General features: G+C 58.7%; 17 protein-coding genes, 2 pseudogenes and 1 riboswitch. Of the genes and pseudogenes, 8 read left to right on the forward strand and 11 right to left on the reverse strand.

Going from position 1 to position 20,681, the window contains the following annotated elements; all coding sequences use genetic code 11:
• Positions 1–111: 111 nt before the first annotated feature.
• Together GGD50_RS17165 and GGD50_RS17170 are read right to left on the reverse strand one after the other, a co-directional pair.
• Complete coding sequence (locus GGD50_RS17165) at positions 112–1,572, reverse strand: L,D-transpeptidase family protein (RefSeq protein WP_183938549.1); 1,461 nt, start codon at positions 1,570–1,572, stop codon at positions 112–114.
• A 288-nt stretch (positions 1,573–1,860) separates the two neighbouring features.
• Positions 1,861–2,396: pseudogene (locus tag GGD50_RS17170) on the reverse strand (tyrosine-type recombinase/integrase); the annotation flags it as partial.
• A gap of 29 nt (positions 2,397–2,425) precedes the next feature.
• On the opposite strand from GGD50_RS17170, the gene GGD50_RS17175 reads away from it, so the two are divergent.
• Together GGD50_RS17175 and GGD50_RS17180 are read left to right on the forward strand one after the other, a co-directional pair.
• On the forward strand, positions 2,426–2,824 hold the full coding sequence (locus tag GGD50_RS17175) for a hypothetical protein (protein ID WP_331371195.1): 399 nt from the start codon (positions 2,426–2,428) through the stop codon (positions 2,822–2,824).
• 338 nt (positions 2,825–3,162) lie between these two features.
• A complete protein-coding gene (locus GGD50_RS17180) occupies positions 3,163–3,522 on the forward strand; it encodes an SPW repeat protein (RefSeq protein ID WP_183938551.1) in 360 nt (119 codons plus the stop codon).
• A gap of 187 nt (positions 3,523–3,709) precedes the next feature.
• On the opposite strand, the pseudogene GGD50_RS17185 reads toward GGD50_RS17180, so the two are convergent.
• The 8 genes and pseudogenes from GGD50_RS17185 to GGD50_RS17220 form a co-directional block, all read right to left on the reverse strand.
• A pseudogene (locus tag GGD50_RS17185) lies at positions 3,710–4,707 on the reverse strand (putative bifunctional diguanylate cyclase/phosphodiesterase); the annotation flags it as partial.
• 76 nt (positions 4,708–4,783) lie between these two features.
• A complete protein-coding gene (ribB, locus tag GGD50_RS17190; protein ID WP_183938552.1) occupies positions 4,784–5,425 on the reverse strand; it encodes a 3,4-dihydroxy-2-butanone-4-phosphate synthase in 642 nt (213 codons plus the stop codon).
• A gap of 119 nt (positions 5,426–5,544) precedes the next feature.
• A riboswitch (FMN riboswitch) is annotated at positions 5,545–5,690 on the reverse strand.
• 107 nt (positions 5,691–5,797) lie between these two features.
• Positions 5,798–6,580, reverse strand: a complete 783-nt coding sequence (locus tag GGD50_RS17195; protein WP_183938553.1) for an SDR family NAD(P)-dependent oxidoreductase — start codon at positions 6,578–6,580, stop codon at positions 5,798–5,800.
• Between the two features lie 100 nt (positions 6,581–6,680).
• Positions 6,681–7,421 carry a triose-phosphate isomerase gene (gene tpiA / locus GGD50_RS17200; protein ID WP_246451263.1) on the reverse strand — a complete coding sequence of 247 codons (741 nt, stop codon included), beginning with the start codon at positions 7,419–7,421 and terminating at the stop codon, positions 6,681–6,683.
• Between the two features lie 5 nt (positions 7,422–7,426).
• Positions 7,427–8,215, reverse strand: a complete 789-nt coding sequence (locus GGD50_RS17205) for an SDR family oxidoreductase (RefSeq protein ID WP_183938555.1) — start codon at positions 8,213–8,215, stop codon at positions 7,427–7,429.
• Between the two features lie 24 nt (positions 8,216–8,239).
• Positions 8,240–9,718: a sugar ABC transporter ATP-binding protein gene (locus GGD50_RS17210; protein ID WP_183938556.1), complete on the reverse strand. Its 1,479-nt coding sequence runs from the start codon at positions 9,716–9,718 to the stop codon at positions 8,240–8,242.
• Between the two features lie 22 nt (positions 9,719–9,740).
• Positions 9,741–10,670: a sugar ABC transporter substrate-binding protein gene (locus GGD50_RS17215; protein WP_183938557.1), complete on the reverse strand. Its 930-nt coding sequence runs from the start codon at positions 10,668–10,670 to the stop codon at positions 9,741–9,743.
• A gap of 115 nt (positions 10,671–10,785) precedes the next feature.
• Positions 10,786–11,766 carry an ABC transporter permease gene (locus GGD50_RS17220; protein ID WP_183938558.1) on the reverse strand — a complete coding sequence of 327 codons (981 nt, stop codon included), beginning with the start codon at positions 11,764–11,766 and terminating at the stop codon, positions 10,786–10,788.
• A gap of 223 nt (positions 11,767–11,989) precedes the next feature.
• Between GGD50_RS17220 and GGD50_RS17225 the strand changes: the two genes are divergently transcribed.
• From GGD50_RS17225 to GGD50_RS17240, 4 genes are all read left to right on the forward strand, one after another.
• Positions 11,990–12,799: a transketolase gene (locus GGD50_RS17225; RefSeq protein WP_183938559.1), complete on the forward strand. Its 810-nt coding sequence runs from the start codon at positions 11,990–11,992 to the stop codon at positions 12,797–12,799.
• The gene (locus GGD50_RS17230) at positions 12,799–13,755 is read left to right on the forward strand and encodes a transketolase family protein (RefSeq protein ID WP_183938560.1); all 957 of its coding nucleotides are present in this window, start codon (positions 12,799–12,801) and stop codon (positions 13,753–13,755) included. The genes GGD50_RS17225 and GGD50_RS17230 overlap by 1 nt, the downstream gene beginning before the upstream one ends.
• An 86-nt stretch (positions 13,756–13,841) precedes the next feature.
• Positions 13,842–15,311: an FGGY family carbohydrate kinase gene (locus GGD50_RS17235; RefSeq protein WP_183938561.1), complete on the forward strand. Its 1,470-nt coding sequence runs from the start codon at positions 13,842–13,844 to the stop codon at positions 15,309–15,311.
• A 21-nt stretch (positions 15,312–15,332) separates the two neighbouring features.
• Entirely contained in the window at positions 15,333–16,292 is a 960-nt protein-coding gene (locus tag GGD50_RS17240) for a sugar-binding transcriptional regulator (protein ID WP_183938562.1), read from the forward strand.
• A 29-nt stretch (positions 16,293–16,321) separates the two neighbouring features.
• On the opposite strand, the gene GGD50_RS17245 is transcribed toward GGD50_RS17240, so the two are convergent.
• Entirely contained in the window at positions 16,322–18,448 is a 2,127-nt protein-coding gene (locus GGD50_RS17245; protein ID WP_183938563.1) for a bifunctional diguanylate cyclase/phosphodiesterase, read from the reverse strand.
• A gap of 407 nt (positions 18,449–18,855) precedes the next feature.
• Between GGD50_RS17245 and GGD50_RS17250 the strand changes: the two genes are divergently transcribed.
• Positions 18,856–19,551, forward strand: a complete 696-nt coding sequence (locus tag GGD50_RS17250; protein ID WP_183938564.1) for a GntR family transcriptional regulator — start codon at positions 18,856–18,858, stop codon at positions 19,549–19,551.
• A gap of 520 nt (positions 19,552–20,071) precedes the next feature.
• A complete protein-coding gene (locus GGD50_RS17255; RefSeq protein WP_183938565.1) occupies positions 20,072–20,674 on the forward strand; it encodes an amino acid synthesis family protein in 603 nt (200 codons plus the stop codon).
• Positions 20,675–20,681 lie beyond the last annotated feature (7 nt).

A 20,681-nucleotide genomic window follows, 5' to 3' on the forward strand; every position in this document is an offset into this window, starting at 1 on the left:
AATCCGGATGAGGGAGAGCTCTCCGTCTCACTGGCCGTGGACGGTGGCGGCGGCCGTTCTGGCGAGGTCTCGCATTTAACAGCCAAGTGACCGCACTGGTGGTGTGTGGCACTACTGGGTGCGGCTTGACGTAGTGGTCGCCATCGCATTCAACGTTTCCGCGTCGCGTCCATAGATGTCGTCGTAATATTCGACAGTTCCGTCTGTAGTCGGCCATGCGGTGAAGTAAGCAACATAGACAGGCACCTGTTCAGGAAGCAGCATGTCCTTCTTCTCTCCACCCGCTATCTGCTGGCTGACGAAGTCGACCGTCTGATTGAGGACGGCCGCCGCCATGCCACGGGGGTTCTCCAGACGCACACAGCCGTGGCTGAACATGCGGTCCTGAGACGCGAATTTGCCGCGAGCCGGCGTGTCGTGCATGTAGATGTCGTGGGCATTGGGGAAGAGGATCTTCAATTGCCCGAGCGCATTATCTGGCCCAGGCGGCTGGACAACCGATATATTCTCGAGCGGCTGAGACCAATCGACCTTCGCTGACGGCATCTGCTTCCCCTTCACGGAAACGATATAGCCTTCCTTGTCCAAATAGGCAGGATCGCGCTTCAAATGTGGCAGCATCTCATTGTGAATGATCGATTGCGGCACACCCCAATCAGGATTGAATTCGACCGTCTTGATCGACGCATTGAAGAAATTTGTCTGATGGCCCTGCTGACCGATAACGGCCTTCATCGAAAGTGTGGTCTGGTCGTTTTCGTTATAATATGCCATGTAGGCGGGCTGGTTGATGAAGACGTACCGCTGCGGGAATTGCTGCGGTAGCCAACGAATCTCCTCCATGGCCACAATTACCTTATTGATATCGGCGGCGGTGTCCGGCCCCTGTCCGGATGTCCGCAAATAGTGAAGCTCGGCAGCAAGCTGGCCAAATTTCGGGTTGCCCGGCATCAGTCGGTCGAAGACGGGCATGAGATCGGGCAAGACGGATAGCTGAGACATCGTTGTCTTCAGATCGACCGGCTTGCGTTTGAAATCGTAATAGTGGGACAACTGGTTCGGATCGATGCGCCCACGGAAATTGTCCTGTAAGAACATCAGCATCTTACTGGACAACGCTACCTCGAATTGAGCCAGCGCCTTCACGCGCTCCGGTGAACCTTGCGGCAGGGACTCGAACGTTGTCGACACGGCGTAGTCCTCTGGCGTCAACCCCCAGTCGCCGGCCTGTTTCATCAGGTCGATTGCCTGCGCAGCCTTTACCGTCGCACCCTTACCATCCACCCAGACGAGCTTTGCCTTCGGTTGATTGTAGTAGGCCTCGACGATTTCCGCGATATCGACGTTCATAGGCACTTGCAGGCTGCTCATTTCGCGGAAGATCTTTGCCTGACTCGCGGCTACGGGATCAAAAAGCGTGGCTAGTGGCGATGCATTACCCTGTGGCGAGAGTTCGGCAATCCGGCGCGCCGGACCGGCGTAGGGAACTGACGATTGCGTCGCATCCGCAAGCGCCGCCGGCGAGGCTTCCGGCGGCTTGGTGGGCGCTGCCAGCGCACTTGCTGAAAGCATGCATAGACCAACGAAAGACGGGAGTGCGCAAACGGCTGGACTTCGTTTCATCTTTTGTCCCACAACGTGAATTGAATATCTGTCCACGGGCTCCGACAGTGGTTCGGCCATCGAGGCCGACATGCCATTGTTTCGAACTATCGGAAATTCGCGTGAACGTGCCGATGCCTTGGACGCATAAAGAGGCTATTTGAAGGTCAATCGCGCCGCCGATGATAACGCCAAGAGATCCCATCGCCGTCTGACGCGGGGCATAGCTGGTACACCCTTGGGCCGCTCTGGTCTTGAAAGAAGTCGAGCTGCCCGCCCGCTGCGTCTGGTTGCACTATTGTAATAGCTCGAGGCCTGCTGCACCGACCGATGTCGCGACTGCTCCATTGCTTCGGGCAGCGGAATACCGCGATTGGCCGCTTCCGTCAGATATCCCGACCGCAGCCCGTGCGCGGAAAACTCCCCAACCTCCCGCCCGGCCATTCCCACCCGCTGCCTACGATATCATTGACCGCCTTCGGATCGAGCGCCCGGCGAGACACATTCCCCCAACGATCGATCCCCCGAAACACACTGCCGCTGTCGATCTTCGCGGCCGCCAGCCAGGCATTCAACGCGTCAACGGGCCGGCCGGTCAGATAGACGACCTCGTCCTGGCTGGCGCCGGAATTTTTGGTGCGGCCGAGATGGATGGAGAGCGAGGGGAGGGGACTGCCGTCCTCGCCTTTCACCGGCGACTCGACGGTCAACTGCTCCTTGCGCAGACCGGCGACTTCGCTGCGCCGGCGGCCGCCGGAGGCGAAGGCGACCATCAGGATGGCTCGATCCCGGATTCGACCCGTCGCATCTCGTCTGGCAGGGCATCGATTACTGCCAGGCGATCAAGGATTATGCCAGCAAGGTATTCCATGTTCACGCCAAGGACATGGAGATCGACCGAAAGATTCTCGCTCGGAGCGGAATTCTCGGGCGCTCGTTCGCGCCGAAAAAAGGCCCCGACCGCCGGTGGTGGCGCGCGCGTGCGCCAGGTTGGGGCGAAGTCAACTGGCCGAAGTTCATCAGCGCCGTCATCATCTCGGGTTACCGGGGCAATCTCGATATCGAGCATGAGGATGACGTCTTCGCGAGCATGCAGACGATCCACTCGATCAGGTCGGAAGCCGATGTGGTCAGCAATTGTAGCCAGGAACGTGCTGGCTTGCGGCTCGGCTACAACACCCTCTCCAAGCTAATCGTGACGCGAGGCGGGAGATTGAGATGAGCAATTTATCCGGTCACGCTTTTCAATGGCGAGGATCTTTACGCGGCAAACCTGCAAGTCCAAGGCTGCCGGCGGCGCTGAAGACTGGCCCAGCGAAACGACGCACCGCACCGCTAACACGTTAGCTAGCAGCCGACATCAGCGCCAGCGCTGTCAGATGGATTATAGGCGCCAAGTACTTTATTCAATCCAATAGCTGAAATTTCAAATGTGACGATGGAAGTATTGCCCGTGCTATCCCGAATTAATTCCCGTTGAAATTACTTGTATATAAGGTGTAAAATCGCGGGAGAAGAAGTCGTGGTGCGGCTTCGTAGTAGTAGAAGGAGGAGATTGTCATGGCAATCGCTCTGATGAAAGGAAAACGGACGCAGGATTGGGCAATTTTAGTCCTAGCGGTATGTCTGTTCGTTTCTCCGTGGGTCTTTGGCTTCACAAGTGAGGCAATGCCAAGCTGGAACGCTTGGATTGTTGCCGTCATGCTTGGCGTGCTAGCGACCGCAGCGCTTTCGGTGTTTGCCGAATGGGAGGAATGGGCAAATATGGGGCTGGGTCTATGGTCCATCGCATCGCCCTGGTTGCTGGGTTTCGCCACGAACATGAATGCAATGTGGACAAATGTGGTTCTTGGCGTGCTTATCTTCGCTGTATCGGCGTGGGCGGTCTGGGACGTTCATCATCCACACGCCCATGCTTAGATTACGACCGCCTTGCGTCAAATGACCGTCGCGGCGGCGTGTTGCGCAGGATCAGGGCAACCAAGATTTCGAAACGCTCGTCGGCAGCCCAATGACCGCGAGCGAACTGCTCGAATCGGCGGCCCGCAAAGGCCGATTCTCGGGCGTGTGGTGCAGTTTTGGCTGCCGCCTGCCTGACCTGCCCGGATCAGAGTTGGCCGTCGATCAGTTTGGAGACCTCGGATGCCGGCAGCGGCCGCGAAAAGATATAGCCCTGGACCTCATGGAATCCTTCCGCATTGACGATCGCAAGCTGATCCTCCGTCTCGATGCCCTCGATTGTTGTCGTTATGCCCAAACTCTCACCAAGGCCGGCGACGGCTCTGACGATTGCGAGCGATTCCTTTCCATGCGGCAGGTCGCGGACAAAGGCTTGATCCACCTTGATCTTGTCGAAGGGAAAGCTTCTGAGATAGCCGAGCGACGAATAGCCTGTTCCGAAATCGTCCATGGCGATTTTCACTCCAAGGCCACGCAGCTCCTGGAGCACGTGGAGATTGTGTTCGCTCTCGTCCAACAGGACCGATTCCGTTATCTCCACTTGCAAACGTGCCGGAGCGAGGCCGGAAGCAGATAGGGCATCGGCCACCGTCTTAACAAGGTTCCGATGCTTGAATTGGACGGGCGATAGGTTGACGGCTATGCTGACATGCTCGGGCCATCGAGCAGCCTGGCGGCAGGCTTGAGCGAGAATCCACTCGCCCATCGGCACGATCAGCCCGGTTTCCTCGGCAATGGGAATGAACTCTGACGGGGAAATCATGCCTCTTTCGGGACTGCGCCACCGCAAAAGCGCTTCGCAGCCTGTTACACGGCGCGATCGTAAGTTAATTAGCGGCTGGTAATGCAGCTCGAATTCGTTCCTCTCCAGCGCACCTCGGAGCGCAATCTTGATCTGCTGGTGCGCTTGCAGTTGAGCATGCATCGCCACATTAAAGCGTCTGTAAGTGCCCCGGCCGCTCGACTTCGCGCTATAAAGAGCGATATCCGCCGCTTTCATTAATCGATTATTCGTTGAGCGAGATGGCAGGCCCCATCTTCATCCGTTGCGGCAGGGAGTATGATGGCGAATTCGTCACCCCCCAGTCGCGCAACGATGTCTGTAGCCCTCACGCTCTGAACCAACCGGGCGGATACCTGCCGCAGTTCTTCACGGCCGACTCATTCTACGACAAGAATTTTTTGCAACAAAACGCGCCATGTCGGCATCTATTTTGAGCGATTAGGCGGCCGACATTTCCGGTGTCGCAAGATCGCGCTGATCAGTCAGGTAGGTGATCAGATCTTCGATTGTCACCAGGAGAAGACCGTGACGTTCGGCGAACTTCTCAAGATCCGGAAGGCGCGCCATGGTGCCGTCGTCATTGGCGACTTCGCAGATCACCCCAGATCCGGAGTAGCCTGCAAGCCTTGCGAGATCGACGGCAGCCTCGGTATGGCCGGGGCGTCCAAGCACGCCCGCCGGGTGCGCACGCAGCGGAAAAATGTGGCCCGGGCGGGCAAGGTCGTCAGGCTGGGTGCCCTGCGTAACAAGGGCGCGAACCGTCGCCGCACGATCGGCTGCAGAAATCCCTGTCGTCGTTTCCGGAATGTAGTCCACGGACACCGTGAAGGCGGTCTTCAGAACCTCGGTATTGCGCGGAACCATGAGGGGAATGTCGAGCTCATCCAGCCTTTCACCCTCCATCGCCACGCAGATCAGTCCGCGCGCATAATTCATCATGAAGGCAATTGCCGCAGGCGTGATGGCATCAGACGCAATCACGAGGTCGCCCTCGTTTTCCCGATCCTGATCATCAACGACAACAACGATCTCACCACGCGAAATCGCCGCGATTGCATCTTCGATTTTAGAAATTGCCATGCACTTTGCCTTTCAAGGGTTAGCCGCTTTTGCGGCATCCAAGACTTCTTTCGAAGTCACTGTTTATCCCTTGGGCGAACAAGCCTGCGGACACACCACGACACTTGTGGTGCTCGCACGGTTGCTCTCTTCCATCCGGACTTTAACCGTCGGCCCCGGCCTCTCACCGGGTCTGCTGACCCTCCGCGATTTGCAGAGGCGCTCGCGGGCTCCGAGTTTCCTCGATACCGCCGGTGGGGAGTTTCACCCCGCCCTGAGAACGCGGATAAGATAGGCGATCGATATGGCTTCCCGCAAGAGGGCAGTTTCCCTCTCACTGTCTTTTATGCGACACAGCCGGTGAACAGCTTGGTTTCTCTTAGCCGACCGCGGTCAGGACATGATGAGACCGCCATCGACATTGATCGTCTGCCCCGTGATGTAGGCAGCATCATCGCTCGCGAGAAAGGTGACGAGGCCGGCGACGTCTTCGCCTGAACCGGCGCGCTTCATCGGAATGCCTTCGACCCATTCTTTCATCAACTCGCCCGGACCGTAATTGCCGAGGAGCTTACCCCAGGCCTGATCATTATAGGCCCACATGTCGGTCTCGATGATGCCGGGGCAGAAGGCATTGACGGTTATGTTTTCAGTGGCGACTTCCTTTGCGAGGCTCTGCGTGATCCCGACCACGCCCATCTTCGAGGCGGCATAGTGCGGCGTATAGATAAAGCCGTCTCGCGCCTGTCCCGATGCGGTATTGATGATGCGTCCGCCGCGACAATGCTTGCGCATGCGCAGGATCGCTTCCTGCGCGCACAGGAAAACACCCTTGGTGTTGACGGCCATGACCTTGTCCCACTCGCCTTCGGTCATGTCTTCAATCCGCGCGATCGTAATGACGCCGGCATTCTGGATCGAGACGTCGACAGAACCGAAGGCATCTTCCGCCGCGTCGTAAAGGGCCTTCACACTTGCTTTATCCGTGACGTCACCGACGAAGGAGATCGCTTTGCCGCCGTCCTTCCTGATCTGCTCGGCGACGGAGTGCACCGGTTCCTCATTGGCGGAAACGACGAGATTCGCGCCCTCTCTCGCAAAGCGTCTTGCGATGGCGGCACCAATGCCCCGGCTGCCTCCGGTGATGACGACGGTCTTGTTTTCGAAGCGGTTCATTCGGATGTCTCCCGGTCAATCGCCGTGCTTCCGCGAACGGCGCTTATCAAAGTAAACTTCAAGGCCCTGTCGGAGGCCGAACAAGCGATCGGTCTCGCCTTCAAGGAACCGCGCGAAGTATTGCCGCGAAATCCGACGCCTTGAGGGAGGCTCCCCCGACGAGCGCGCCGTCTACGCCGGCAATGGCAAAGAGCGAGGCCGCGTTCGATGGCTTCACGGAGCCGCCGTAAAGGAGCCGTATCTCACGGCCTTCCGCGCCAAAACGCTTGATCACGGCGCCGCGCAAAGCGGCGTGAACTTCGGCAATCTCGGCCTCCGTCGGAATGCGGCCGGTTCCAATTGCCCATACGGGCTCGTAGGCGATGACGGTGTTGGCAGCACAGGCGTCGTCCGGAACGGATGCCGAAAGCTGACCTTCGACCACCGTGAGCGTCTTTCCGTCGGCCCTCTCATCCTCCGTTTCGCCAACGCAGATGATGGCCGTCAGTCCGGCGCGATAGGCGGCCGCCGCTTTTGCGGCGACGAGAGCACTGGTCTCGCCATGGTCCGCCCGACGCTCGGAATGGCCGAGGATCACAGAGGCTGCTCCGAGATCGGCCAACATGTCCGCGGCAATGTCGCCGGTATGGGCGCCCGCTGACGAAACGTGGCAATCCTGGCCGCCGATCCGTAGTTTTGAACCTCTCGCTATCGACGCAGCGCGATCGATAAGGGTGGCAGGCGGGCATATGATTGCTTCGGCTTTAGCGTCATCGGCTGCCACCGCGATGGCGGCAATCTCGTTCAAATCCGAGAGCAACCCGTTCATTTTCCAGTTTCCGGCGATCAGCTTGTGAGGCATCGTCATCACCAGCAGCAGAAGCCGCCGTCGACGAGCAAGTCGACACCCGTGACAAAGCTTGCCGCCTCCGAAAGCAGAAATACGGCCGGACCAACCATCTCATCGACCGTCGCCATGCGCTGCATCGGGGTCTGCTCTTCAAACAGCTTCGTCTGGTGGACCATCTCCGGCCGGGTGTTCATCGGTGTCGCGGTATAGCCCGGGGAGATTGTGTTGACGCGAATGCCGCGGCCGACCCATTCCATTGCCAGCGACTTCGACATGTGGATGACGCCGGCCTTGGAGGCGTTGTAGTGGCACTGGCTGAGACCGCGATTGACGATCACGCCCGACATGGACGCGATATTGACGATTGATCCCTTGCCCCTCTTGAGCATCGAGCGTGCTTCGGCCTGGCAGGACAGGAAGACGCCCTTGAGGTTGATGTCCATCAGCGTCTGATATTGCTCTTCTTCCATCTCCTCGGCTGGGTTGGCGTTCGCAATGCCTGCCGCGTTAAGTGCGAGGGAGAGGGGACCAAGTTCGACATCCGCCCTTTCCACCGCGTCGGCAAGCGCTGCCTTGTTGGTCACATCAGCGGCGATCTGGATCGAGCGGCGTCCCGCCTTGCGGACGAATTCGGCGGTCTGCGACAGGCCGTCATCGTTGCGGCGGTCGAGCAACGCAACATCCGCGCCGCATTGAGCCAGGCCAATAGCGATGCGCTGGCCGATACCGCTGCCGGCGCCGGTCACGAAGGCAACTTGGCCGGAGAGATCGAAAAGCTTGGGAGCATTCAGAGTGATGTCAGGCATCGCTCTTCCTTTCTTGATGTCATTTTAGATTGTAGCCAATTCCATGACGGAAACGTCGTTTGCCTGGTCGCGCTCCAGGATCCCGGCCTGTCTTCCTTGCGCAAGCACCAGGATGCGGTTTGATACGCCGAGGACCTCTTCCAGATCGGAGCTGACCACGATGACGGCCACGCCCCTGTTCGCAAGACCGACAATAATGTCGTAGATGCCGGCGCGGGCGCCGACATCGATGCCTCGGGTCGGTTCATCGAGCACGACCACTTTTGGATCGCGCATCAACCATTTTGCGATGACGATCTTTTGCTGGTTGCCGCCCGAAAGGTCAGAGGCAAGTTGATCGCCACGGCCCTTGATGCCGAACGTTGAGATAGCCCGCTTTGCGAAATCCCGTTTCATGGCAGACGTAATCCAGCGGCCTCCGAACCGATCGAGGTTTGGATAAACGAGGTTTTCAGCGATGCGGTGGCTGACGACCAATCCCTGCAGCTTACGGTCTTCCGGCACCATAACGATGCCTCTCGCCACGGCGTCGGCCGGGCTGCGTAGTTTCAGCGGCACGCCGTTGAGGCGCACTGCACCGGACCTTATCGGATCAGCTCCGGAGATGGCGCGCACCAGTTCGGTTCGCCCCGCACCGACCAGGCCGGCTATACCCAGAATTTCTCCGGCCCTGACCTCGAAACTGATATCGCGGAACGAATCGTCCACCGAGGTCAGCGCTTCGACCTGCAACACCGGACGATCCTGCGGCACCGGCAATGTCGGGAACATTCTATCGAGCGAACGGCCGACCATGCTTTCAACGATGGTGCGGACAGGGGTCGAGCTATCGGCAAATTCCTGAACACGTTCGCCGTCGCGAAGAACGACGATGCGATCGGTGATCTGCTTGATCTCTTCCATCCGGTGCGAGATGTAAACGATACCGACGCCTTCGGAGCGCAGTTTCCTGACCTGCTCGAAAAGCGCCTCGGTTTCCGCACCGCCGAGTGCGGCCGTTGGCTCGTCGAGGATTAGCAGCTTCGCATCGAGCGCCAGGGCCTTGGCAATTTCAATAAGCTGCTGGTTGGCGGTCGACAGTCCCGCCACCTTGCGCGTTGCAGGAATATGCAGGTTCAGGCGCGAGAGCTGTTCTTGAGCGCGTTTGACCATTTGTGCCCGGTCGACGACGCCATTCTTCATCGGCCATCGGCCGATGAAGACATTTTCGGCGATCGTCAGCTCGGGAAGCAGTTGTAGCTCCTGGTGGATCAGGACCACGCCTTTGTCGATCGCCTCTCTCGGATTGGCAGGGGCGTAAGGTTGCCCCTGCCATGTCATGGAACCTTCGGAAGGCGTGCGCGATCCGGCGATGATACCCGACAGGGTCGATTTGCCCGCGCCGTTTTCGCCGAGCAAGGCGACGACCTCGCCCGAGAAGACATCGAGACTGACGTTCTTCAGGACTTCCAGAGGGCCGTAGCGCTTGGAAATACCCCTGAGTGTGAGCACCGGATCAGTCATCGCACCGCTCCCTTGGTTATGCTTACGGATGGTTGGCGATAAAGCCGGCCACGTTATCCTTTGTGGTCAGAGTCGCATCCATAAGCTGGACCGGGGGCGCTTTCTCGCCGGCGACGATCTTTACAGCATTGGCAACGGCATCGCGGCCCATTTTCTGGGTCTGCTGCGTCGCGGTCACGTCGAAGACGCCGTTTTTCAGCGCTTCGAGCGCCGCGGTGTCGCCATCGAAGCCGCCGAGAGCAATCTTCTGCGAGGGGTTTGCGACCTTGATGGCCTGTGCAGCGCCGAGCGCGAGAGCGTCGGCCTGTGCGAAGACGATCGAAACGTCCGGATTTGCCTGAAGCATGTTCTGCATGATCTGGAAGCCTTCATCCTGGCTCCAGATGTTCGACCACTGCTCCGAGACGATCTTCACGCCCGGATTTGCCTTGACGGCGTCCATGCAACCCTTCGTGCGATCGACTTCCGGCGTCGTGCCCTTCTGGCCATGGATGATCACCATGTTGCCCTTACCGCCGGCCTTCTCGATGATGTATTTGCAGACGGCGTTTGCCGATGCAACGGAATCAGTCGCCAGGAAGGTATCGCCGGGTGCACCGTCGGCGTTGCGGTCGACGTTGATGACCGGCACGTTCGACTGATGGGCGAGCTTCACCGGAATGGTTGCGGCGGCCGCACCGGCGGGAATGTAGATCAGTGCATCGATGTTCTGCGTGAGAAGATCTTGGACCTGGTTCACCTGGGTCGGGCCGTCGCCCTTCGCGTCAACGGTGATGACTTCGATGCCGCGAGTCTTGGCTTCCGCTTCGACAGCCTGCTTGATCTGGTTGAAGAAGTTTGCCTGAAGATTGGCGACCGCCAGGCCGAGTTTCTTGACTTCCTTGGCCTGAACCGAGCCCAGCGACAGTGCGAGTATGGCTGCCGTGGTCAAGAGAGTACGGGAAAGTTTCATGAGTTCCTCCTTTGGTTTCAATCCGCCCTTGGAAACGTCCTCCGCCCTCGGGCTTTCACAATCCCCGCCCGCGTGACGGAAGGGGAATTCTGGCTGTCGGCCTTGGCGGCCTGTCTTATGCCTTCCTCCGGCGCAGTGTTTCAGCGCCCACCGCAAGAACGATGACGACACCGATGATCACTTGCTGCAGGAATGGGGAGACGTTGAGCAGGTTCAGGCCGTTGCGCAAAACGCCGATGATGAGCACGCCGATCAGTGTTCCGCCGATGCCGCCGGCGCCGCCCGACAGAGATGTTCCGCCGATGACGACGGCCGCAATGGTGTCGAGTTCATAGCCAAAGCCGCTTGAAGGCTGGACGGCATCCAGGCGCGCAGCAAGGACGATCCCGGCAACGCCCGCCAGGATGGCGCAGACGACATAGACGCCGATCGTGACCACCGGCACATTGATACCGGCCAGGCGCGCGACCTCGGGATTGCCGCCGACCGCATACAACATGCGTCCTTCGGAACGGTATTTGAGAAAGAGCCAGGAGACGATGACGATCGCCAGCATCAGGAAGACCGTCGCGGTCAGGACGCCGAAATGACGGTCAATCGCCAGCATCGTGAACCAGTCGGGAAAGCCGACGATCTGCTGGCCGTCAGTAATCATATTGGCAATGCCGCGGGCGACCGACATCATCGCAAGGGTGGCAATGAAGGCGGGCACCCGGAAACTCGTCACCATCACGCCGACGATCAGGCCGCTGAGCGCAGAAGCCAGGAGCGCCAGCGGGATCGCGACGGCCATCGGAAAGCCGGCAACATTCGCGACCCAGCCCATGACCATCATCGACAGTGCAAGAACCGAGCCGACGGAAAGATCGATGCCGCCGATCAGAATGACGAAGGTCATACCCACGGACATGACGCCGAGCACGGTAATCTGATCGAGGATGTTAAGGGCATTGCGCACGGAAAGAAACCGATCCGTCGCAACGCTCAGGAAAACGCAGAGTATCAGCAAGCCGATGAGTGGGCCTGTGGCCCCGCTGAGCCATGCAATTGAGGTTCGCGGCTGCTGGCTTTGTTCGTCGACGCCCAATGCTGACATGGCTCCTCCACCCCTATGCTTGCTTTAGGTGATTTTCCTTCAAGCGTGCATATTTATGCATTCATGTTGGAAAATTCATTATCAACTCATATTTGGCCTGTCAAGCACTCAAAAAGGCGCATAGCTTTCTGGTCAATGAGGCGCAATCAATAAATGGGCTTGACTGAATGGCCATTTGTGCAAGAATATCTGTGAGTGAATATTTATGCAACGAGGGAGCATCATGCAAGTTAAGGAACTTGAGCGCGTCGCGCGCCAGATACGCCTGCGCGACCTGCAAGCGGTCTATGACGCAGGTGCGGGACATATTGGCGGTGAGATGTCGGCGATCGACATCCTGACGGCTCTCTATTTTCGCGTTCTGAAGATCTATCCCAGCGAACCGAAGCGGCCCGATCGTGATCGGTTCATTCTGTCGAAAGGCCATACCGCCTGCGCGCTATACGTCACCCTGGCAAAGCGCGGGTTCATTTCGGAGGAGGAGATTTCGACATTTCTGCAGCCGCATTCACGGCTCAACGGCCATCCCAATTGCAACAAGGTGCCGGGCGTCGAAACCAACACCGGTCCCTTGGGGCACGGACTGCCTGTCGCCGTCGGCGTTGCGAAGGCCGGGAAGCTGACCGGCGCCGGCTATCATACCTATGTCATGACTGGGGACGGCGAGATGCAGGAGGGATCGAACTGGGAGGCCATCATGGCCGCATCGCAGTTCAATCTGGACAATCTGACCCTGATCGTCGATCACAATCGTTTCCAGCAGGGCGCGGCACTCGCTGATACCAATAATGTCGCCCCGCTAAGGCCGAAGCTCGAAGCATTCGGCTGGGAAGTCAGCGAAATCAACGGCAATGAAATGGCGCAAATCGTTCCCGCGCTGGAGCATCGCAGCACGCGTCCGCACTGTATCGTCGCCCACACGAACAAGGGGCATGGCATTTCCTTCATGCAGGACCGGGTGGATTGGCATCACAAGGTGCCGAACAAGGAACAATACGAACAGGCTGTCGCAGAACTGTCGGAGGCGCTCTAATGGACACGTCCAACTCGAACTCCAATCTCTACGACTGCCGTGACGCTTTTGCTGCAACTTTGGAGGCGCTGGCCGCCGGCGAGCAGACGATTATTGCGGTCTGTAACGATTCCGTCGGCTCATCCAAGCTCGGCGGCTTCAAATCCAAATTTCCGGAACGACTGGTCAATGTCGGCATTGCCGAGCAAAACATGGTCGGCGTCGGAGCAGGGCTCGCAAACGGCGGACAGATCCCATTTGTCTGTGGAGCCGCATGCTTCCTGACGGGCCGCGCACTGGAGCAGATCAAGGCCGACATTTCCTATTCGAATGCGAACGTCAAACTGATCGGCATTTCCTCCGGCATGGCCTATGGCGAACTCGGCCCGACACATCATTCCATCGAGGATTTTGCATGGACGCGCGTCCTGCCGAACCTTCCGGTCATCGCGCCATGCGATCGCATCGAAACAGCCGCTGCCGTGAAATGGGCGGCAAGCTATGCCGGACCCTGCTTCCTGCGCCTATCGCGCGTCGGCGTTCCAGACCTGCTGCCGAACGATCACAAGTTCGAACTTGGCAAAGCCAACGTGTTGCGCGAGGGAGGGGATGTGACCCTGATTGCCAACGGCACGCTGACGCATCGCATCGTCAAGGCCGCAGAAATCCTCGCAAGCCAGGGGATCGACGCGCGTGTTCTCAATATGGCAACCGTGCGGCCGATCGATGAGCAGGCTATCATTGCCGCCGCAAAAGAAACCGGTGCAATCGTGACGGCCGAGGAGCATTCGATTTATGGCGGCCTCGGCTCGGCGGTCGCCGAAGTGGTCGTCGACCACGCGCCTGTTCCGATGAAGCGCCTGGGCGTTCCTGGTATCTTTGCTCCGACGGGCTCGGCGGAATTCCTTCTGGATGAGTTCGGAATGGCGCCGGACGCCATTGCCCAGGCGGCTTCGACGCTTCTCAAGAGGAAGTGACCTGACGCTTGCGGCGTGCTTGCCGGGGCATGGTGCCAGATGCCCCGGTTCATTCTTGCCCGGACCATTCTTGGAGGAAACATTTTATGCGAGCCATCCTGGCAATCGATCAGGGCACGACGAATTCCAAGGCCATTCTGGTCTCGGAAAAGGGCGAGCTGATTTCTCGCGGTGCCGCCCCCGTCGGGATCAGCTATCCCCAACCAGGCTGGGTCGAGCAGGATCCAAATCGCCTCTGGCAATCGGTATGCGAGGCGGTTCGCGCTTGCATCGAAGCTGCGCCGGCAAAGGTTGTGATCGAAGCGGTTGCGATTTCCAATCAGCGGGAATCGGTCACGATGTGGGATGGCGATACCGGCGAGGCGCTCAGCCCCGTCGTGAGCTGGCAGTGCCGCCGCACGGCCGCCGATTGCGAAAGATTGATCGGGCTCGGGCATGCGCAGCGGGTTGAGGAGACTACCGGTCTGCCGATCGATCCGATGTTTCCCGGCTCGAAGATGAAATGGTTGCTGGATCGCGCGCCGGCCGGGCGGACTGTGCGGATCGGCACTGTGGATAGCTGGCTTGTTCACTGCCTGACGGGTGGCCGGAAGCACGTCTCCGATGCATCGAACGCCGCTCGCAGCCAGCTCTTCGATCTCAAAGCCCAGCGTTGGAGCGAAGAGCTTTGTGCATTGTTCGGCGTAGACAAAAACCTGCTACCCGAAGTTCTCGACAGCGCAGGGCAATTCGGAACGACCGCGGGTCTTCCGGGCGTACCCGATGGAGCGCCCATTTGTGCCGCCATCGGCGATAGCCATGCCGCTCTCTTCGGGCATGGCGCCCATAAGGCTGGGGACGGCAAAGTGACGTTCGGCACCGGCTCGTCGGTCATGACGACGTTGCCGCACTTTATCGCACCACAACATGGGATCACGACGACCGTTGCTTGGCGCATCGCTGGAACCCCGACCTTCGCGTTCGAGGGCAACATCCTCGTCTCAGCGGCAAGCCTGCCGTGGATGACGGAAATTCTCGGTCTTCCCGACGTCACCGCACTTGTCGATCTGGCTGTGACGGCCGAGCCAGGCGGTCCCGGTTTCGTTCCCGCCTTTGTCGGTCTAGGCGCCCCCCATTGGAATTCGAACGCCCGGGCGCTGTTTTCGCAAATCAACTTCAGCACCACGCGGGCGCAGTTGGCGAGAGCCGTCACCGACTCCATCGCGCTTCAGGTGCATGATGTTGTCCGTGCGATGCAGAAGCAGAATGGCGGCAGCATCGGCTCCCTTTATGTGGACGGAGGACCCAGTCAGAACAGGTTTCTCATGCAGTGTGTCGCTGATCTCTTAGGGCATGCCGTCATCCAATGCGCCGCTCCCGAGGCGTCCGCTCTGGGTGCAGCCTATCTTGCCGGCCTGTCGTTGGGCATGTGGGCAGATCTTGACGCTATCGGCCGCCTTCCTCGGCAGAGCGCAATCATCGAGCCGCAGGCTAATGACAACGCCGAAAGGCTTAAAAAGTGGAATGATGCGATTGCACGCTCGACGTTCGAACCGGCGCCCGCTATTGGTGAATAAAAATTCACCGACGGAACAATCATGGGACGGATCAACGAGCTTCGCCTGATTTCTCGTGTAGCGCAGATGTATCACATCGAGCACAAGAGGCAGGCCGATATTGCCCAGCACCTGAGATTGTCGCAGGCGACCGTCTCGCGAATGCTGAAGCGTGCGGAAGCCGAAGACATTGTGCGGACCACGGTGATCCCGCCCGTCGGGACCTATACCGAACTCGAAACGGCGCTCCGGGAACGCTTCAATCTTCCCGAAGCGATCGTCGTGGAATGTTCCGAAGACCGTGAAGGTGCCATCATGGCGCGGATTGGCGAAGCGGCCGCCCACCTTCTCGAAGTCACCCTTTCCGAGGGTGAAATTATCGGCGTTTCAAGCTGGAGCCAGACGATTTTCAAGATGGTGGAGAATATCCACCCGCAAAAAAGCGCCCAGGCAAAATATATCGTCCAGACTCTCGGCGGCATGGGCGATCCTTCCGTTCAGACCCATGCGACGCAGCTAACCACAAGGCTGGCCCGCCTGACCGGTGCCGAACCGAAACTCCTTCCGGTCCAGGGTGTGACAAGTTCGCGGGAAGCCAAGCTACTCATGATGGCCGATCCGTTCGTGCGGGAAACCATCGAGCTTTTCGGCGCGATCAGCGTCGCAATCGTCGGTATCGGCGCGGTCGAACCGTCAGAGCTTCTGGCCAGATCCGGCAATATCTTTTCGTCGCGCGAACTGGCGGACCTCGCCGATGCAGGAGCGGTCGGCGATATCTCCCTGCGTTTCTTCGATGGTAAAGGCAGGCCGGTCAAAACGCCGCTTGACGAGAGGGTGATCGGTATTTCCCTCGACGAGCTTGCCAAGGTCGAGCGGGTGATTGCGCTTGCGGGAGGCGAAAAGAAGACCGCGGCAATCGCCGGCGCGCTGTGCATAGGTGTGATTGATACCTTGGTCACCGACAAATTCACCGCCCAGCGGCTGATAGAGCAGCCGGCATAGGCCTGCTCGATCAGCTCCACGGCTGTAACTTACGCCGCTGAGCTATGTTGACGGAGCTTCTCGCCAATCTCACCGGACGACATCGGCTTGCCGACCAGATAGCCTTGCAACTGGTCGCAGCCGGAGGCACGCAGTATTTCCGCCTGGCGGGGGTTCTCGATCCCTTCGGCGGTCACCGGAATTTCAAGGGCCGTTGCCAAAGCGACCGTGGCACGCAGAATATCGATCCCGTTGGCGTTCTCTTCGAGGCCCAATACCAGCGACCGGTCGATCTTCATGCGATCGAACCCGAACTGCCGCAAGGCGCCGATGCTTGCGTAGCCGCAGCCAAAGTCATCAAGCGCGAATTTGATGCCGATGCGCCTGAGCATATCGATCGAACGGCGTGCCTGGTCCGGATTGGTCATCAGGACGCCTTCGGTTATTTCCAGCATCAAGCGGGTTGGATCGAAAGCGGATTCCTCGAGGACTGCCATGACTTGCGCGGCAAAGTCCGGATTGCAGAGCTGGACGGGCGAGACGTTGACCGAAAGCGCCATGTCCGGCCAGTGCTTCGCATGATGGATCGACGCCCGCAGCATATGAACGCCCAATGCATCGATCAGACCAGACTTCTCGGCAAGCGGAATAAAAACTTCCGGGCTGATACTTCCACTCTCGCTCCGCCAGCGTGCCAGAGCTTCAAGACCGATGATGGCACCTGTGGATGCCGACACCAGGGGCTGGAAAACCGGTTGGATCGTACCGTTGTTGATGGCACTTCTCAGCTCGCTTTCCAGTTCGGCGATACGCTGGCGCTCGCGATCCAGCTCGAGATCATAGGTAACGGCCTGGCCCTTGCCATTTTCTTTGGCGCGGTAAAGAGCCATATCGGCTCTGCGAAGTAGCTCAAGGGGCGCGATATTGCCGACGCGATGCGCTACGCCAATGCTCGTCCCCACCTCGATCGTTCGTCCGCCAATCTTGAAGGGATTGAGAAAAAGTTTGAGGATGGATTCCTCGATATCGCTATGTGGAGCAGAGCCGAATTGCACCAATGCGAACTCGTCACCACCTAGTCTTGCCGAGGCCTGGATCTCGGGATGACAGCCTCGCAGTGCCTTTGCGACGATTCGGATCAATTGGTCTCCGACCGCATGTCCCCACGCATCGTTGACGGCCTTGAAACCGTCGAGATCGATCATATAGAGCGATACCGCGGAGTTGGTGCCATCCAATCGATCCAGCAGCTCAAGAACGCCGTGTCTATTGAGCAGGCCGCTCAAACTGTCATGACTTGCTTCGAATTTGGCCGCTTCCGTCAAACGGCGCAGACGCCCGGCCTCGGACGCACCTGCAAGCAAGACGGCCGCCAAGAAGAGGACGAGGATGCTGGCTGCGGCCGCCACATACGGGCGGACCCCATCAAAAATGGCATTTCCCGGGGCTTTGCTTGGCCAGACGAGATAGCCGATGATCACACCGCTCATATCCTTGATCGGCGTATTCAGCTCGTCCGGTTCAGGCGCCCCTTGGAGCCGCAGGCCGTCGAGCTCATGCTCATCCGAGAGCGCATCGACGACTTCCGGCGTCAACTCCTTGAAAAAGGTCAAAACGCTAGGCTTCGGGAGCCCGCCGCTCGCGTCGAAAGGTTGGATTGCTTGTGATGCCACAAGCAGGATTCCCGTCTTGGTCTTGAAGAAATTGAGCAGGGGTGCCGGCTGCGGGTTTACGGCAGCTTCAATCTGGTGGTCGAAGGCCTCTCCGAAATAGTCGCGCGGCTGAAACGGCTTGCCCTTCAAATAGGCGGAAACTGCTTTGCCATCGGGGCCCGTGACGACGGCACCATCATAGAGGGAATAATCCGCGCTGGTCTTGCCCCAGTTATCATAAGCCCAATCAGCGGCGGCAGGTGTGCCGATGGCCTTATAGGCATCATCCCAGACTGCATTGTCCTTGATTGTGGCGCCCAGCTTGGCCATGAACGAAACGACCGCGGCATGGGCGGCGCGGTCTGCCCGCGCATCGTCGATTTCGTTCGCCGACTGCGTCATCGTCGCAACCACATGGAACACGAGGCCGGTCAATACCAACGCAACGGCGATAAAGCACACCGTTATCGCGATCACGGAAGATGTTTGGACACGGAAGTGGCGGGGCGTCAAATCGGAGGACATAAAGGGATACGCAAACTAGGATTGACGGATCATTGCCTTGGGGGACGGCAGGAGACATCATGTCCGCTATGCGCTGCCTTTCAATTTTAAGGCCCGAAATCGTAAACCATTATTAACGGCTGCGGCACGACGCTGCCTTCGAGGTTAAATCTTGCGCGAATCGGCTACGCGCTGCGCAATTTGACCGGCCGATGCGGCTCGATAGAGGTGGCGTGGTCCGGCAGAATATAACAACGCGTCCGCCATCTATCGGCGGTGCCGGCGTTACCGCGGGCGATGGTTACATGTTTGTGACGGCTCAATTGCCAATGGCCGATAGTGTGTGGTACGCCATAATACGATTCTACTAAAGTCGATGTCGAACGGAAGTCGAGCTTGCGAAACACGTCCAATGTTGAGGTGCAGGAATGAGCGGTGCCCTAAAGGACGCAGCGATCAGGGTGGAGCGTCCCGCAAAGACGTTGCGAGAACTCGCGCTCGATAAGGTTCGCGAAGCCATCGTGAATGGATATTTTCGCCCGGGAGATAGGCTTGTCGAGCGCGACATGTGTGCTCAGCTCGGCGTGAGCCGGACGATCGTGCGCGAAGTTCTGCGGCATCTGGAATCGGAAGGGCTGGTTGCCAACCTGCCAAACAAGGGCCCGATTGTCGCCCAGCTCGATCTCGACGAGGCTAAGCAGATCTACGAAATCCGCGGTGTGCTTGAGGGCATGGCAGCGCGGTTGTGCGCACAGCGCAGAAGTCCCGAGATTGTCGCGGCGCTGGAAACATCACTGCAGGGAATCCGAGATAGCTACCGCAACAAGGACATGCCCGGAGTGCTCGCGCACACATCTGCTTTCTACCAAACGCTGTTCACGATGGTCGACCGACATGTCGCCTGGGGCGTCGTGAACCTCCTCACAGTGCGCATAAACCATCTGCGGTCGATGACGATCAAGACGAAGAACCGCGACATCGAAGGCCCGCGCCAAATGGCGAAGATCGTTGAAGCGATCCGCAATGGTGACGGGGAGGGAGCCTATCAGGCTGCCATGGACCACGTTGCCGCCGCCAGCGCCATTGCGGAAGCGGTTCTATCCGCAAAGGAATCCGCCGAATAAAGCGGTGAATGCTCCCTGCTTACAGCCGGAGCAACTGGAAACATCTTTCGACCTTCTCTTTCGATCTGTTTCGGCACGCGGGTTTGCTCGCGGGCGCGCTCGCGACTCCGCAAAAGGCGGCAAAGCAATATTGCAAGCTTGACACCTAACTTTGCTCAATGTGATGGTATGCCATATTAAGTAATAAGGTGGAGCATCGTATGAAATGCATTGCCGTGCCTCCCAACGCCCACCCGCATCCAGGGATACCTGAGCAGGCATTGCCGGCGCCGCGTCTGACGCCCGCGCTCGGAGAGATCTGGCTGGCCGATATCCGTTCGAAGTGCTTTGCATCGATGTTGAAGTCTTCGTGATCTGACAGAGGTTCGCCTCTGGCAGCTCCGTGACGCTGCAGGCAATTCATTGATTTTACGGTATATTTTAGAGATTCACTTTTGAATCTTCGCGGTAAGAAGGATTAGGCTTGACACTTTCATATTATGGCATACCATAATACGCAACGTCAAACCTGAGGTGTTCGATGACCATTCAAATTCGCAAAACCGGGCTGCAGATCGAGACGACGCTCATCGAGGGTGGCAAGGCTGCGCAGGTTCCGCTGAAGCTGTTTACCGCCTACGCCGTCGTGAAGAATCCTTGGGCGGGACGCGGCTTCGTCGAAGACCTGAAGCCCGAAATTCACGCGGTCGCTCCGATCCTCGGCGAGCTGCTGACAAAGATGCTCATCGAAGCCGTTGGCTCCGGCGATGCGGTCGAAGCGTATGGAAAATGCGCAGTGGTCGGCCTGGACGGCGAGCTCGAGCATGCCTCGGCGCTGATCCACACGCTTCGCTTCGGCAATCACTATCGCCATGCGGTTGGCGCGAAATCCTACCTCGCCTTCTGCAACACGCGCGGCCCTGCCAATGCGCCGATCATGATCCCGCTGATGGACAAGAACGATGAAGGGCGCCGCTCGCATTATCTGACAATCCAGACTGCGATCCCGGACGCACCCGCAGCCGACGAAATTGTCGTGGCGCTTGGCGCATCCATCGGTGGGCGTCCCCATCATCGCATTGGCGATCGCTACCAGGATCTCAAGGATCTGGGCCAAGACGTCGCCAACCCTGCCGGCGTTTGAAAAAAGC

It is taken from the genome of Martinezella paranaensis, from assembly GCF_014200235.1.
Lineage (GTDB): Bacteria > Pseudomonadota > Alphaproteobacteria > Rhizobiales > Rhizobiaceae > Rhizobium > Rhizobium paranaense.